The organism is Citrobacter sp. RHBSTW-00881 (genome assembly GCF_013728515.1).
Lineage (GTDB): Bacteria > Pseudomonadota > Gammaproteobacteria > Enterobacterales > Enterobacteriaceae > Citrobacter > Citrobacter braakii.
In genome coordinates, this window is the sequence record NZ_CP056269.1 from 2726273 (window position 1) to 2741293 (window position 15021).

At 42.8% G+C, this 15021-nt stretch carries 12 protein-coding genes; 8 read left to right on the forward strand and 4 right to left on the reverse strand.

All coding sequences use genetic code 11. From position 1 onward, the window contains the following. The first annotated feature begins 36 nt into the window (after positions 1 to 36). From HV311_RS13090 to HV311_RS13125, 8 genes are all read left to right on the forward strand, one after another. Positions 37 to 1227: an MFS transporter gene (locus HV311_RS13090; protein ID WP_191220032.1), complete on the forward strand. Its 1191-nt coding sequence runs from the start codon at positions 37 to 39 to the stop codon at positions 1225 to 1227. Beyond that, positions 1224 to 3095: an FAD/NAD(P)-binding protein gene (locus HV311_RS13095; RefSeq protein ID WP_191220033.1), complete on the forward strand. Its 1872-nt coding sequence runs from the start codon at positions 1224 to 1226 to the stop codon at positions 3093 to 3095. The genes HV311_RS13090 and HV311_RS13095 overlap by 4 nt, the downstream gene beginning before the upstream one ends. Continuing rightward, positions 3085 to 4425, forward strand: coding sequence for a hypothetical protein (locus HV311_RS13100; RefSeq protein ID WP_191220034.1), 1341 nt, complete (start codon positions 3085 to 3087; stop codon positions 4423 to 4425). Before HV311_RS13095 ends, HV311_RS13100 begins: the two co-directional genes overlap by 11 nt. Positions 4426 to 4439: 14 nt before the next feature. After that, a complete protein-coding gene (locus HV311_RS13105) occupies positions 4440 to 4643 on the forward strand; it encodes a tautomerase family protein (protein ID WP_016152960.1) in 204 nt (67 codons plus the stop codon). Positions 4644 to 4789: 146 nt separating this feature from the next. After that, entirely contained in the window at positions 4790 to 5419 is a 630-nt protein-coding gene (locus HV311_RS13110) for a 2OG-Fe dioxygenase family protein (RefSeq protein WP_016156404.1), read from the forward strand. 8 nt (positions 5420 to 5427) lie between these two features. Continuing rightward, positions 5428 to 6660: an ATP-grasp domain-containing protein gene (locus tag HV311_RS13115; protein WP_191220035.1), complete on the forward strand. Its 1233-nt coding sequence runs from the start codon at positions 5428 to 5430 to the stop codon at positions 6658 to 6660. Positions 6661 to 6695: 35 nt separating this feature from the next. Beyond that, the gene (locus HV311_RS13120) at positions 6696 to 7751 is read left to right on the forward strand and encodes an AbrB family transcriptional regulator (RefSeq protein WP_016152957.1); all 1056 of its coding nucleotides are present in this window, start codon (positions 6696 to 6698) and stop codon (positions 7749 to 7751) included. Positions 7752 to 8569: 818 nt separating this feature from the next. Beyond that, positions 8570 to 9730 carry an IS30 family transposase gene (locus tag HV311_RS13125; protein WP_049015173.1) on the forward strand — a complete coding sequence of 387 codons (1161 nt, stop codon included), beginning with the start codon at positions 8570 to 8572 and terminating at the stop codon, positions 9728 to 9730. Positions 9731 to 9858: 128 nt separating this feature from the next. Here the strand turns inward: HV311_RS13125 and HV311_RS13130 are convergent, their stop codons facing one another. From HV311_RS13130 to HV311_RS13145, 4 genes are all read right to left on the reverse strand, one after another. Continuing rightward, complete coding sequence (locus HV311_RS13130; protein WP_191220036.1) at positions 9859 to 11076, reverse strand: hypothetical protein; 1218 nt, start codon at positions 11074 to 11076, stop codon at positions 9859 to 9861. Positions 11077 to 11351: 275 nt separating this feature from the next. After that, entirely contained in the window at positions 11352 to 11741 is a 390-nt protein-coding gene (locus HV311_RS13135; protein ID WP_191220037.1) for a hypothetical protein, read from the reverse strand. A 305-nt stretch (positions 11742 to 12046) separates the two neighbouring features. Then, positions 12047 to 13162, reverse strand: a complete 1116-nt coding sequence (locus HV311_RS13140; protein ID WP_181598277.1) for a UvrD-helicase domain-containing protein — start codon at positions 13160 to 13162, stop codon at positions 12047 to 12049. Beyond that, positions 13159 to 14811: an ATP-dependent nuclease gene (locus HV311_RS13145; RefSeq protein ID WP_191220038.1), complete on the reverse strand. Its 1653-nt coding sequence runs from the start codon at positions 14809 to 14811 to the stop codon at positions 13159 to 13161. Before HV311_RS13145 ends, HV311_RS13140 begins: the two co-directional genes overlap by 4 nt. Between the last annotated feature and the right edge of the window lie 210 nt (positions 14812 to 15021).

Genomic DNA, 15021 nt, shown 5'->3' on the forward strand with positions numbered 1-15021 from the left:
AACAATCAAATCTGATTGACATATTGAGCCTGAAAAATGGATCTTGATCACAATGTTATTGGCCATCGCCAGTTGAGCACGGCTGTCTTCGGTATGATTGTTTTAACGCTGGGGATGGGAATTGGTCGGTTTTTATATACTCCGATGCTGCCGGTCATGTTGCATGAAGGCATTTTTAATTTTTCGCAATTATCGTTAATCGCAAGCGCGAATTACGCCGGATACCTGGTTGGCAGCCTCCTGTTCTCGTTTGGTATTTTTGGTGGCCTGAAGAATATCAAAACGATGTTAATTTGTGCTGCATTAGTCACCGGCCTGCTTATTTTTGCGATGGCAGTAGTCACGCACCCTGATATAGTAATTGTTATTCGATTTTTCGCCGGTGTTGCCAGCGCAGGCATGATGATATTCGGGTCGATGCTTATGCTACAGCATACCCATAATCCGTTTGTCATTGCTTCTTTGTTTGCCGGCGTCGGGGTGGGTATTTTTATAGGCAATGAATATGTTATAGCCGGTATCGCATATGCATTAAATTCAAAGCTACTATGGATCGGCGCGTCAATCATTTCAGCTGTACTCTTCATCGCGCTGATTATCTTGCTGCCTGCAAATAAACACGTTCTACCTCCTCAGAAAAAAGCTTCGTCATCCGAGCCGAACATCCAGTGGTGGAATTTAGCATTGTTATATGGACTGGCAGGCTTCGGTTATATCATTGTAGCTACTTATCTCCCTTTAATGGCCCAGGGAGTGGGTAATGAATTTCTGGCCAACCATATCTGGTCTATTGTTGGCCTTGCCGTTATCCCAGGATGCTATGGTTGGTTATGGGCTGCACGCAAGTGGAGCATATTGTCCTGCCTGAGTGTTAACTTAATTGTGCAGGCGAGCTGCGTTGTGATGGCCTCGTTTATCCATTCCCCGCTTTTATTGACCTTGAGTTGTATTGGCTTTGGTGCAACTTTCATGGGAACCAGTTCTCTCGTTATGCCACTCGCGAAAAAGATTTCTGCACCACAGAAAATTAATCTTCTGGGTCTGGTGACGTTAACATATGGCATTGGGCAAATTGCCGGACCATTAATCGTGAGTGCGTTTCAGAACAATAAAAACGGGATGACTATTTCAATATTATCTGGCGCTTGTGCGTTATTTATCGCAGCAGGGATTAGCTATGTTCAACACAGCAAAGTTAAATACTCTCAAAGTTGGAGCAAAGAATGAAAAAGACAACCGTTGCTATTATAGGAATGGGGCCTCGGGGGCTTAGTATTCTGGAAAGGATTTGTGCTCAGCATGCACAACGTAAACAGAATGAACAGAATGAACATATTAATATTGTTATCGTTGATAAAAATGCGATGGGTGTAGGTGCGCACAGTTTATCGCAGCCCGACCATTTATTGGTTAACACCGTTGCTTGCCAGATAACATTATTTGGTGATGCGACGGTAAAAAATGCCGGATCTTTCCGTTCAGGGCCATGTTTTCATCAGTGGGCTAATGAGCAGGGCTATAAAAATGTTGATGGCCGTTATTTAAAAGACGTGGCTGGCAAACCAATTGACGCCAACGATTATTTACCTCGTCGATTATTAGGTGAATACTTAAATTGGTTTTATCACGAAATTATCAAAAGTTTGCCTGACAATATCTCGGTTACACAGATAAATCAGCAGGCCAACAACATTCTGATTCAGGACGATGCGAAGTCTATTATTGTCTTGGAAGACAGTCAGCGTGTGGTGGCCGATTACGTCTATTTAACCACTGGTCACAGCGACAACGCCAAAACGTTTGACGATCATCTTGTTGAACGATTTATTGCCAATAATTATAAGAAAAATGAACGCCTGGACTACTATTCGACTCCTTATCCAATAAATAATTTGAATAAAATAACAGCGGAATCAAATGTGATTGTTCAGGGTATTGGTCTGACTGCCTATGATGTCATTTCGCAACTCACTATCGGCAGGGGTGGAAAATTTAGCCGGGAAGAGGGTGAGCTTCGCTATCATCCTTCCGGAAAAGAACCGGGTATTTTTATCTATTCACGTAAGGCTCTACCTTTTAGCAGTCGCGGCGCGAATCAAAAAGGCGTTTCTGGGCAGTACTCCCCACGCTTCTTAACGGCAATGGCTATCAGAGAATTGCGGTTGAAAAATGTGTTTGAGAAAGGATCTTCAAAAATCGATTTTCTTGAACAAGTTTTCCCCTTACTGCATAAAGAAATGTGTTATGCCTATCGTTCAACCCTAAATGGGCAGTGGTTAGATGCTGGCTCTTATGAACCGAGCGCTGAAGACATCGCGGTAATTGACAGTGTGCTTTATCCACATCAATCGCAGGAACATCTGAGTTTAAAGGATTATACTCAATGGTTTATGTATTTCCTGCGTAAAGATCTCCAGGAGTCTGAGGAGGGCAATGTCCATGGCCCGATCAAAGCGGCGACAGACATTATTCGTGATGTCAGGGATATTTTACGAGAAGCGATTGATAATTCAGGGCTTGAATCGCGGTCACATCAGTATTTCCTTGAGCATTTTAATCCTATTTTTAACCGCATTGCCGTTGGCCCGCCGAAGTTAAGAAATGAACAACTATTAGCATTAATGGAAGCGAATGTGGTGAGTCTGGCCGGTGGTAAAGATTCAAGGTTAGTATTGAACGACTGCGAAGGAAAATTCGAAGTTCACTCACCTTTTAAAGAAGAGAGTACTGAGATTCAGGCTGATGTTTTAATCAAGGCGAAAATTGCCAGTTTTTCGCCACTACATGACGCTTCACCGTTAATCAGAAATATGACAGCCAATGGTATTGTTCGTCCATTTATGAATGAGGGGTATCACCCGGGTGGGCTGGATATCGATCAATGCCAGCATCCTATTAATCGCATGGGGGAAGCGCAGACGGCTTTTTGGGTGCTGGGCAATCCAGCGGAAGGCGCGAATTTTTACACCTACGTCCTGCCACGTCCGCTGGTTAATTCAAGATTCCTGGTTGATGCAGGCCGTTGTGTCGCAGATATGTATCATCAAATGATGGTGCGGCAGGCTCAGCCAGAGGTAGCGATAAATGCAGACTGAGCAAATCCAGGCCCGTGGCAAGGCGTGGCAATCATTGCAACCTGCGTTAGCGATAACATCATTGCTGGTATTTCTGTTCGCTTGTGCGTTGACGGATAAACATGCGGCGATGTCGGCTATTGCGGGAGTTACCGCCGTGCTCTACTTCGCATCGACATTTGCTTTCTGGTCAAAAAAATCATCCGCCAGAAGTGGTGTGATTATTTTTCTCTGCTCGATGATGTTTCTTCTTGCTACAAACAACCTGAAAGGCATTGTGCTCCCTGCAATTTTTTCGCGATATTTTGATGTGATTTTACTGCTTGTTGGTATTGCCTTATTACGACAAGTCATGGCCTCTCTTAATTTTACAGCTGTTCTGGGAGGATATTTTTCGCGTAGAAAAACATCGAACATGACTTTTGGGGTTACGTTATTGACGGCGTTCTTAACATGGCCAATGAGTCTGGGGGCAATATCATTGCTGCTCGATGGCCTCAAGTCAGTTATTGGGCCAAGATTCAACCTGGCAAAGATTATTACGCGCACCGTATGCATTACGATGGTACTGATGCCAACCACCATCGGCGCTGCTGCCGTTTGGGCGGCAATGCCTGACGTACCGCATCTTAAGGCGATGCTGGTGGGTATCCCTCTCTTTTTATTCAGTATCTTGTTCAACCAAAGCGCAAAAGTGACGGTAATCGCTGAAAACGAGACGGTGACACCCAGCCGTGATGGGATGCGGTATATCCTGCTATGTGTAGGTCTGTTCTGGGGAGTATTCATTTTTTCATTAACGGTACTGAATCTTAATTCACTGCAAAGTATTGCCTTTACAGCAGTCGTGCTCTTTGTTGTCGATCATCTGGTTAAAAAGGATAAACCCTGGGCTGAGCAATTAACTGAATCAGCACAGAATATATCCGGTGAGGTATTGTTGCTTTTAAGCTGTAGTGTGTTGACCTCAGTTTGTTGGCTGCTTTTTTCCCATGTACCTGAGGGTATCACTGCTTATGTTGGCGGGCTGACAACGTTGCAGATCTACGCGATTATTTTGTTCATCGTACCGCTTTTTGGTTTATTAGGTATCCATCCACTGATTATCTTTAGTATCGCATGGTCGATATTTTCTGATTATCTTACGGCGGGGATGGTTGATTATCAGATATGGATTTGCTTATTTATTGCAACTCAGCTTATTTCTCCCGTATCGATCAATGCTATTTTCGCCGCAAACAGTCTGAATGTATCACCCAGTAACACCAGTTTTAAAATGCACTACGGTTATGTTCTATCGTTTAATCTCTTTGCACTTGTTTATCTTGGTGCAATGTCAAAAATCATCTAATAAAAGGAGTTCATATGCCCTACGTAAATATTAAAATTACTAATGAAGGTGCTACCGATCAGCAAAAGAAAAAATTAATGGAGGGAGTGACACAACTATTGGTTGATGTCCTGAATAAAAACCCCAGCACAACCATCGTGGTCATTGATGAAGTGGAGACTGATAACTGGGGAATTGGTGGCGTGCCAGTGACGGAGTTACGTAAAAAAAGCAAGTAGAGTTATTTAAAAAGTAAGGAGCCTGCCTCCTTACTTTTGCCCATAGATTATCAGTATAAAAGAGTCTGCAATATTATTTATTGTTGGATATGCATTTCATATCTTATAAGTAGACTGCTCAAACTACCGTATTAAGGACGTTATCTATGCACGCCTATCATCATATTCGACTGGGGAAGACTTCAGCGAAAGTCAAAAATAGTTTTGATGAATTACTACCCGATCCATGGCTTAAGGCTGAAGATGGTATTTTTCGGTTCAGAAGTTACATGCAGGCCAGGGCCGGACGTGAAAAGTATTTTGATCTGTGCGCAGTGGGTGAGTTTTTTCAAGCGGAAAAACTGAACAATTACGCTGGCGGTATTGCAAGAAAATACCCAGAAATAAAACAAGACGTTGCTGAAGAAGTGATGAATCTGGTGTTTCGTAAGCTTTTGCCATTGCTTCCAGACACGACTTACAATATTGGCATTCATCAAATAAGAATAACGACAGATGACCGAAGGCCTGGATATCCCGCTCCAGAGGGTATTCATAAAGATGGTTTTAAGTACATTGCAATCTATTGCAGCGAAATTGAGAATGTGACTGGTGGAGAAACCACGCTTATTCCTAATCATGATGGGGGCAATGATGCCTCTACGTTCAAACTGCATGCGGGCGATGCAGTAATATTCAATGATGTGAATTATCAGCATTATACCGCGGCAGTGGTTCCTTTGTTGCCAGGAAAAGGTTATCGGGATGTATTTGTCATTACATTTGATATTGAATGAGAAAAACAATGAATATCTTGCTGTGTCCACCAAAAATTATTTTTCAGCACTCACGTGAAGAGTGGCAGTCATTGCAATCAGTGGCCCCAGTTCTGATTGCAACGTGCGCAAGCCAGATCGATAATATTCTTGATCATATGGGGGCAGGTTTTTCTTTCCTTTTTTATGAAAACTTTAATGATAATCCCTTCGTGGAAATGGATATTTACCACTACGCCCAGGACAATAAAGCAACGGGTATCTTTTACCTCGCCGAAATCGATGTTCTGAGGGCCGCGCGAATCAGCGATCGTCTGGGTTTGACACACGACCGTGAAAAAAAGGCCATGTTCTTCCGTGATAAATTTATGATGAAATCGCTTGTTCAGTCTCATCAGTTACCGGTTCCTGCTATGGCACGCGTCGACAGTGCGACTGCGATGGCGCGATTCATTGCCGAACAGGGATATCCCTGCGTCATCAAACCTAATGATGGGCGTGGATCACAGGGCGTGGTGGTTCTTAAAAATGAAGGCCAGCTTTATAAATATCTGGCGCAGGTTAAGCCGCCAGAGTATCACAATCTGCTCATTGAAAAATTTATCGAAGGCGAAGCTTATCAAATTAATGCGTTGTATTTAAAAGGAAAGGCGATATTTGTTTCTGCATCTCGTGCAACCGTCTCCTGCCTGGATTTTCTATCCGGGAAAACATTAGGTCTGGTTATGGAAGATGACACGCCGCTGCATCGTAAACTGATTGCCTACACCAAATATCTTGCTGAAGAGGTTTTTCCAACGGAAGAAAACGCATTGCTTCACCTTGAAGTTTTTGTTGATAAAGATAACAACATTATTTTTGGCGAGCTTGCTTGCCGATTAGGTGGCTGCTTTGTCAATGAAGAATTAGGGGCCGCTTTTGGTCTTGATCCTCGAATGACCTGGCTTAAAGCCAGTTTATGCGAAATCTATCCGCAGGATTTATCGCAAAGACAACCCGTTTTACGGGTTGGCCAATTAAATGTGCCGCCTGCACAGGGCACGCTCCTCTCTATTGCGGAAAAATGTCCATTGCCTTTTGTGGTTAAATATCGGGTAACAGGTGTCGTCGGCCGCCAATATGACGCGATGAAATTAACAAATGGCGAGATCGTGAGTGCTATTGTTCAAGCGGAGTCCAGCCGGGAAATACACGAACGTCTTGATGCATTGACCCAATGGGTTGCTGAAAATACCCTTTGGGTTAACGAAACCGTTCACTGAGTATTTAACACTCCCGGTAGCCAGGAGAAAGGTGTATGAAATTATTGTTAGGTTTTGCTCTTTGTATCCTGGCTGGGTTGGGTTTTACCTATTGCAACGTTCCGTTAGGTATGATGTTTGGCCCCCTTATTACCGTGCTGGTGTTAAAACGTACCGGTCTTTCTGTGCCAGTACTGCCGGGCAGCCTGACGGTGATTCAACTCTCTCTTGGTACGTCAATTGGTCTTTTATTTCGCGATTTTTCTTTTGGGGCGCAAGGAAATATCGCATTTTTACTGGTGTTGTTATTAGTATGCTTATCCCTGCAATTCACCGCATGCTACTTGTGGTGTATTCACCGATTACGCTGGAGTAAGGAAGAGGCGTTATTGGGCGCCGTTCCGGGGGCAATGGCAGCGGTATTAGCGCTAGCGTCCCATGTTAAAACGCCGCCGCAAAAAATTATCATTTCGCACTCGCTACGGCTCATCACATTGACCTTATTTGCCGGATATATTACCGGCGGTGCGCAAACCCATATGGCCATGCCGCCTGTATTGTTTGCAACGACTAATGTGCTCTGGCTATTGGGTATTGTCTTTGCGGGCTATGTGTTGGGCAAATGCCTTGAACGCTTCCACTTTCCTGCGCCCTTTATGATCACGTCGTTGCTTTGTGCAGCACTCCTGCACCCTTTGTCATCTCAGACTGTGTTTTTTCCCGATATTTTCAATCAGTTCAGTATGATCCTGATGGGCATATTACTGGGGCATCATTTTATTGCGTTTACGTTGACTGCATTTTTGCGTCATCTTTGGTCTTCAATACAGCTCATTGCTATTGGACTGGGTGTGACGGTCATGATGGCATTTACAGCGGCGCATCTTCTGGATTATCCATTTTATGTATTGATGCTCTCCTGGGTTCCCGGGAGCGTGGAATCAATGTCCTTTGCGGCACTGGCGCTTAACGCGAATGCGAGTTTTGTGATGGCAAGCCATATTATACGCATGTTGCTCATCCAAACGATCCCTGCAATAGTTATCTACCGCAAAAGAGAGGTTATAGAAGGTAATAGCGCTAAAACCAGTAAGCCGACGAGGCCGCTGTAGGGGGTTATGACCTCCGTTATGAGCATAACGTTCGTTGCGAATTTTATACAGCTCATCATGAACAGCCCGTAGGTGGACAGGGAGATCATCCGCTGGAGAACGCAAGTGCCATTGCTTTTGGCGAACAAACGTGCGTAGCTGACCACAAAAGCGGTTGTTAACATCTCCTGTTCCATCATCGATTCAGTAGTGATTTCAAACTTGGTCGTACGAAGCCGACGATAAATGTAACTAAGGCTTGTTGTAGTAGGTATTACCTTTATAAGTCTAATCAGACTTTCAATCTCTTTATCGCAACCGCTAATAATCTCCGCCCCTTTCTTCATTATTTGTTCAAAAGGCGCTCTTAGATCAGCTGGTAATTTGCTAAAAAATTCTTCAGAGACGCTGTAATAGTCGTTGCCTTCAAAAATAGGAGGTGGTGACATAGCCATCTGGGTAAACCCTGTGTTGAGAAATTGCACCATTTTCAAACTAACTGGCGGGGTTTATCAAGATAAATTAAAGTCTCCATTTGGCTTAGAAGCGGAAATACTTACTGAAGGTCGAGAGTACAACTGAATTTCAAAACCAGCTCAAAGCGCGGTATTGCCTACGGCACATGAAAATTATTCCTTGATGCATAACTTCTGCAAAATCTGCCAATTCTGTCCATTTATCCCGCCATAACCTTGCAAATTAGATTACCTTGTAAGTTTGGAAGGTCCAATGTCCGCTGTTCGCTCGCTGCGGACCTTCAGCTCATATAACTTGTCCGCTTCGTGCTGTGAGTTCAACGGGTCGATGCAACGCTATCCTTAATCAAGGGGGACGTTGCCATGAAACGAAGAACTCGGATTTACTACACGCCAGAGCAGAAGGCGATTATCTGGGACAGATATAAGCAAGGTGATTCCCTGCATGATATCGCCAGAATGTTCGACAGATATCATTCTTCTATTATGCCCACTATCCACCAGACTGGTGGATACCGTCCTCCTGTGAGAAAGCGGCACCGATTAGCGCTTACGCTTGATGAAAGAGAGGAGATATCCAGAGGATTGGTAGCAAAACTCAGTATCAGGGACATCGCTGCCAAATTATCAAGAGCGCCCTCAACGATTAGCCGCGAGGTCAGGAGGCACGGAGGTGCCAGGCAATACCGTGCAGCAAAAGCCGATACTTCTGCGTGGGAAAATGCTCTGAGACCAAAACCTTGCAAGCTAATTGAAAGCCCCACATTGTGTAAAATCATTGCAGAGAAGATGCATCAGGACTGGTCGCCGGAGCAGATCGCCGGTTGGCTGAAACGCTGTTATCCGGATAATCAGGAAATGCATGTGTCACACGAAACGATTTATAAAACGCTTTTTATACAAACCCGGGGCGCATTAAAAAAAGAGCTGCAACAATGCCTCAGAAGCGGAAGAGCGGTTCGTAGATCCCGAACGTCATCACTTAAAGGGAAAGGATTAGGGAAAATCCCGAATGCGCTATCTATCAGCGAAAGGCCACCGGAAGCCGCAGACAGAGCCATACCTGGTCACTGGGAAGGTGATCTGATCCAGGGCTCGAAAAACTCCTATATCGTCACCCTTGTAGAACGCCATTCCCGCTTTGTTATGTTGGCCAAAATCAGGGACAATAAGACCATAACGGTTATATCTGCACTCATCAGACAAGCCCGGGAATTACCTGTTGAGCTTTATAAAACATTAACCTGGGATCGGGGCGCTGAAATGACCAGCCACACCCGGTTTACTGTAGCAACAGACATCCAGATTTACTTCTGTGATCCTCAATCTCCCTGGCAACGTGGCTCAAATGAAAATACGAACAGATTGCTCAGACAATATTTTCCAAAGGGAACTGACTTATCGGTTCACAGTCAGCAGAGACTAAACAGCGTTGCGAGACAGCTCAACGAAAGACCGAGAAAAACGCTAGACTATGAATCACCCGCAGAACGGTTCAATAAGTGTGTTGCGTCCATCAGTTGAACTCACAGCCAGAAGTGGACATTGCTAACACCGGGATTTACTAATCTGCTGAGGGCTGGTTAACTCATCCTTTCCTAAAAATTAGGCGGGTACATCCAAAGGCACAGTGTAATTACTTAATTTAACAATTAAAGTTTAAACTGTATTTTATCAATATCATTGTTTTCATTGTCTACGACATTTATGAACATCAATGCACTATGTGCATCCATTGATTGAGTGGATGGGTGCTTATATTTTTCATTAGTTCCAGCTGAAAAAAATGCAATTGCCAAAATTGACTTTGATGGACTCAGGATTGATTCACTACTTTCTATGTCACCATGGTGCGGTACAATAACATAAGTATATTCATTGTTTTTAAGCGCTGCTATTTCTGGACATAAATCAGTGTGAATATTTTTGTATGAATAATCTCCGGGAGCTAAGACCTCCTCTTTCTCAGTGCTAATGTGTGTAACTAATGCATTATCGTTTTTTTCTTTTGAAGAAGAAAAAGGCTGAGTACGATACGAATGCAGAAACCCGTTAGCAAATTTTATTTTAATCCTGGAGCAGGCTATAACTTTCTGAAAGGTTAATTTATCCTTAAGGAAAAGATCATCTGTATTGCTAGGGATGTATATATTAGACACCATTTCCAATATATATGGATCCCAAGATAAAAGTCTATGATGATCGCTATCTAAATGAGATAAAATCATATCCACCTGTGATAGAGCATTAAGATCAATTATAAGTTTATTGGTAGACAGTTTTTTATAATTAGGCTTTAAAATAGGTTTGCCTGCACCACAATCAAGCAGAACCCCTTCTTTTCCATTGTGTAACAATGAGCACATTCCCTGACCTACAGAATAACTATTCAAATATATTTGCCCCCTGAACTCCTTATTTATATCGGTATGGCTTTTCTTTTTATTCAGGAAACTTTGAATCAGGTTGTTTTTTGCAACTAATTTATTTGATGGGTAAACAAATGCCAAGCTTATGATTTTAATTTTTTCATATTCTTGTTCTGTTTTACTTCCCTCAGGGGAACGATAATTTCGATAGTAATACCCATCGGCAGTATTTGATTTTTTAAACTTCAATAAAATATAGCAGTGGCCATTTTTAAGATTAGTGATATGCCTTTGAACATACAAGTTTCCATTTTTGGATTCTCTATTGTAGAACTCTGACTCTTTGATGTCGATTGAAAACGTTGAAACCGCAGTTGAATCATCGTTTAACTCATCTCTATTGAAACTATTTAACCTGACACCTTGATGTTCAGACATATAGTCTAGGGTTATATTCGTTTTGTCTAAGCAGCATACAAAAGTCAATGTTTTTTCACTCATGAGTTCTTCTCTCCACATGCAATTTTATGCTTTCTTTAGATATGTTGACCTGCACTCCATTGATTCACTCGTAATGCGGTTAGCAATGTCCGTTCCTCGCTCACTGCGGACCTTTAGCCCCGCCAGCACGTCAGGTCTGTGCCATAAGCGGACGTCACAGTACAGATTTTTAGACATACATAACCCGCTTGGATGCGAAACTTACACCTTCATTGAAGGTAGTGCTATAACCGGATCATTAAGTTGGGAGCATTACCATCAATTGCATCGGATTATTATGAGTGAACACTAAAATCGTTTTGCTCTGCTATTTCCCACACTGAAGAAAACTCAGTTGGCGTTGGTGGAATAATATCAAACCAGTCAAAATTAAATACTTTTTCTCTCTGCTTATGTAAATCACCTGTCATATCAAACCCATCTCCAGGTAATCCTGTCTCAGAATTCACAACCAATACACTTAATGGTGGTAATTTATTCTGAGCACAAAAATGAAGAATATGACCTAATTGACGATCCATCGTACCTGCGCCTTTATACCCAAGAATATCAGCAATCTCTCTATATGTAGTTATCTTACGCGCATAAGCGAATCCGATGAGAATTTGCCATATTTGTAATGCTCTATTCTCAAGGGTGTTTTTTTTGGAAAAATATTGGACCATAGATTCCTCTCCAGAGTTATGTTACATGTAACAGTTCGAACTAAATAAGCGAAACGTTTTGTGTGTCCTTAGACTACTGAGAGAGCACACTACCTGTGATAGTTCTTCCTTGAATAGAATATCATGATCAAGGTTGTCCACCACTCCCCAATTTTTAGTAGCACAGGATTATAGAATGGAAATATCTTCCAAAGACAGCAATTCGGTCACAGCAGACCTTCTGCTCAGTTAGTTCGGCCGCTTAGTGCTAGCCTTAGCTCAGTGATAACCAGATGCAACGTAAGAATTTGAGGGCCCTCATGGTCCTACCCTGAAGTGTAAATTTTAATCCCATTAGAGTTAAAACCTGCGCCACCATTAAAGACAATCGCAACACTTTTAACTGGCCTAGTCAGACCAACATACAACTTGGCTCGTGAATCATTAGTGAGTGCAGCGCTATTATCTTGGAACCACTTCAGCATAGGTTCGGTAGGAAAGATGATCACACGTTCAAATGTCAGGCCTTTAGATGTACCAAAGGTAAAGACAGGATAACGTTCATCAGCGGTACGCCTTTTATCCCAGCGCAACTGCACGGGAGTATACGTTTCTAGGTAGTGACTCAGTAATTTTTCGGGCAGCAGGAAGACTCCGTCATGACCGGATATTTCACGAACGTTGGAGGCTGAAGGAGCAAAGGCAGGATAAAGTTTGTTGGCAAAATCATTGATTTCATGAAAGCACCGAAAGTTCTCATTCAACATTTTATCATCAACTGTGACCCCTACCGCCTTGTCATCAAAGAAATTCACGATGGCAGCTTTTTTGTACTTCGCATTTTTCTCGGTATTGACGGTACTGTAAGTGGCCTGACGCGGGTCGCCGACCAGCGTGATTTTAATGGGTGACCTGAACAGTGTTTGAAGAATTTCAAGATCGTAACCAGCAAGATCCTGAACCTCATCCACATAAATTTCATCAAAGCACGACGCCAATCGAGCGATGACTTTTCCGCTCGACTTCTCATCACAGCGAAGAGAAAGTTTGGCCATTTTATCGGAGTAAAGCTTAAAATCAGAACTGAAATAGTGCTGCCTGAAATCTTTCTCCCCCCAGTAGATGGGTCTCCCTGCTACCTTATAAGGCTTTACACCTGATTTGCTGCTGCAAAGGAGCATTCCTTTGACGTCATAGTCAAATAAACACCCCTGATAGGGTTTTATCCAATGTTTAATAAGAAAGGAAAACCAGGTGATCACATACAAATTAGGCGGAACGCACCCATTCTCTTTAATGATTTTGACATTTATTTCATCCCGGCATGCCTCGGTGAACGTGGTAATCAGAATACGCTTTCCTGAAGTGACGGCCTTTAATGCTTCACTAACTACAAAGGTACTTTTACCTGCTCCAGCAGATGCGATGATGACTTTGTTCATTTGATCGCATCCAGAATGTACTGCGGATACTGTATGCTGAGCGCCGCAGTATTCGTATAGTTAAATATCTTCAATGCGCAATCTGTTTTATTCGCATGCATGTAAATGCGTAAGTCATCATCAGAAGTATGTGCAGTCCCTAAAACGGCATTAAGGCTTGCCCTACTGTTCGCCTTCAGCAATTTGGGCTCAAGAGTATTATAATTGTATTTTTTTGTGCCCACCATCAGCGTACCGGTATCAACAATCGGGTCAACACAGATATCAATGTGTGGTTTTATATTCGCGCCCAGATAGGTGCTATATTTTTTCTGAATTGCGGCAATATCGCCATCATTGTCCGTTACGACGCGGGTAGGTTTGTCGATAATCGCGGCTATTTCCAGAAATCTCAGAAAAGAAATCCCTACTGAAATAACTTCGATCCCGTCCTCAATGGGTAGTCGTCCCTGGTTCGTATCCATGTATGCCTTCTGAACCACAAGCTCGTCTGAATCGCCTTCAACCAGAATCGCTTTCTTACACAAAACCATTCGAAGCGTGTCGTAACCCGCAATCTTTTCGAAAAATTCTTTCGTGCCAGGTGTTAACGAAGCCAGCTTGGTCGTCTTGCGGTTCGAGAGAAAAATCAGATCACCAAGACCGAGTTTATTCGCAACAAAACTACTGTGAGTCGTAATGATGATCTGTTTACCTTCACAGTTGTCTTTGATGGTCTTAATGAGCAGATTAAGCTTGGTGTGCGATAGGTTATTTTCAGGCTCTTCAATGAGAATGACATTCGACTCTTTGGCTTTATTGTGCGAGAGCGCCAAATTTGTCTTCACAATGCTTTGCTCGCCCTTTCCAATGTAGTTAAACGGAACATCATCCAGGCAGGTAATCAGGCTTGATTCCCATGCTTTTTGAGAGGAAAGCTCAACTGAGATAGTGACCTTTTTACTGGTGATCTTGCTTGCACTAATAATTTTCTTATTGATGGTTTCGATAGACTTGTCTGATATGAAGGCTTCTTTCATCTTACGGTGCGACTGAGAAACGCTAATGACCTCATCATCCGTCAGCAAATCCTTGATTATTCTGCTGATGTAAACATCTGACCCATTGTTGCCTCTGGCCGAGGATGAATCGATAAATGCAGACTTGATGGGGATATTACGTGATAAAAGTGCGTCCCTGCTGAAGCTTTTCCACTCAATATCGTAATACTCTATAGGCAACGTTCTGATATCACCCACTTTCAAGAGTGCTTCATAGGCAGCCTTATAGTCCTCGTTAAACTTGATTTTGAATACAACTCCCACTGAGGATGACTTAAGGCAATTACCATCCCCCTCCAGGAAAACAGTGTAAGGCGTTTTTTGGAAGTGGAGCTCAACGAATAGCGCTGGCGGTGGCAATCTAGCTGCGGTTGCGAGACTGGCTAGATATTCCTTCACCAATTGGTCATTAAAGAGATATTGGCTGATGTTATTCTTGACAGGTTTCCCTGCATACAAACCCGTCAAGCCTAAATTGATAGCCTCAAGGATGGTACTTTTTCCCGCTTCATTATCGCCTACGATAATGTTCACTGACTCATTGAACTCGATGCAGAATCGGTCTTTAAACCCCTTAAAACCCTCAATAATTAACTTTGTAATAATCATTAACATCTCCATTACATGTTGTACGCAATCAATTCAGGAAAATATACTTGATGAAAAGTGGATTGGGGTTTATAGCAACAGGTTAAATATCAACCGAGCAATTAACCTGTCCCTTTCAATACAATACGCCAAAGTTAGCAATACCACTATCGATTGTATGGACAATTGAAACCTTCCGTGCCTCGCTCTTAGCAGGCCTCACGACCTTTT

What these genes read in the sequence shown, in the direction of transcription:
- HV311_RS13090 (WP_191220032.1), top strand. Translation starts at nt 37, where the DNA reads ATGGATCTTGATCACAATGTTATTGGCCATCGCCAGTTGAGCACGGCT.
- HV311_RS13095 (WP_191220033.1), top strand. Translation starts at nt 1,224, where the DNA reads ATGAAAAAGACAACCGTTGCTATTATAGGAATGGGGCCTCGGGGGCTT.
- HV311_RS13100 (WP_191220034.1), top strand. Translation starts at nt 3,085, where the DNA reads ATGCAGACTGAGCAAATCCAGGCCCGTGGCAAGGCGTGGCAATCATTG.
- HV311_RS13105 (WP_016152960.1), top strand. Translation starts at nt 4,440, where the DNA reads ATGCCCTACGTAAATATTAAAATTACTAATGAAGGTGCTACCGATCAG.
- HV311_RS13110 (WP_016156404.1), top strand. Translation starts at nt 4,790, where the DNA reads ATGCACGCCTATCATCATATTCGACTGGGGAAGACTTCAGCGAAAGTC.
- HV311_RS13115 (WP_191220035.1), top strand. Translation starts at nt 5,428, where the DNA reads ATGAATATCTTGCTGTGTCCACCAAAAATTATTTTTCAGCACTCACGT.
- HV311_RS13120 (WP_016152957.1), top strand. Translation starts at nt 6,696, where the DNA reads ATGAAATTATTGTTAGGTTTTGCTCTTTGTATCCTGGCTGGGTTGGGT.
- HV311_RS13125 (WP_049015173.1), top strand. Translation starts at nt 8,570, where the DNA reads ATGAAACGAAGAACTCGGATTTACTACACGCCAGAGCAGAAGGCGATT.
- HV311_RS13130 (WP_191220036.1), bottom strand. Translation starts at nt 11,076, where the DNA reads ATGAGTGAAAAAACATTGACTTTTGTATGCTGCTTAGACAAAACGAAT.
- HV311_RS13135 (WP_191220037.1), bottom strand. Translation starts at nt 11,741, where the DNA reads ATGGTCCAATATTTTTCCAAAAAAAACACCCTTGAGAATAGAGCATTA.
- HV311_RS13140 (WP_181598277.1), bottom strand. Translation starts at nt 13,162, where the DNA reads ATGAACAAAGTCATCATCGCATCTGCTGGAGCAGGTAAAAGTACCTTT.
- HV311_RS13145 (WP_191220038.1), bottom strand. Translation starts at nt 14,811, where the DNA reads ATGATTATTACAAAGTTAATTATTGAGGGTTTTAAGGGGTTTAAAGAC.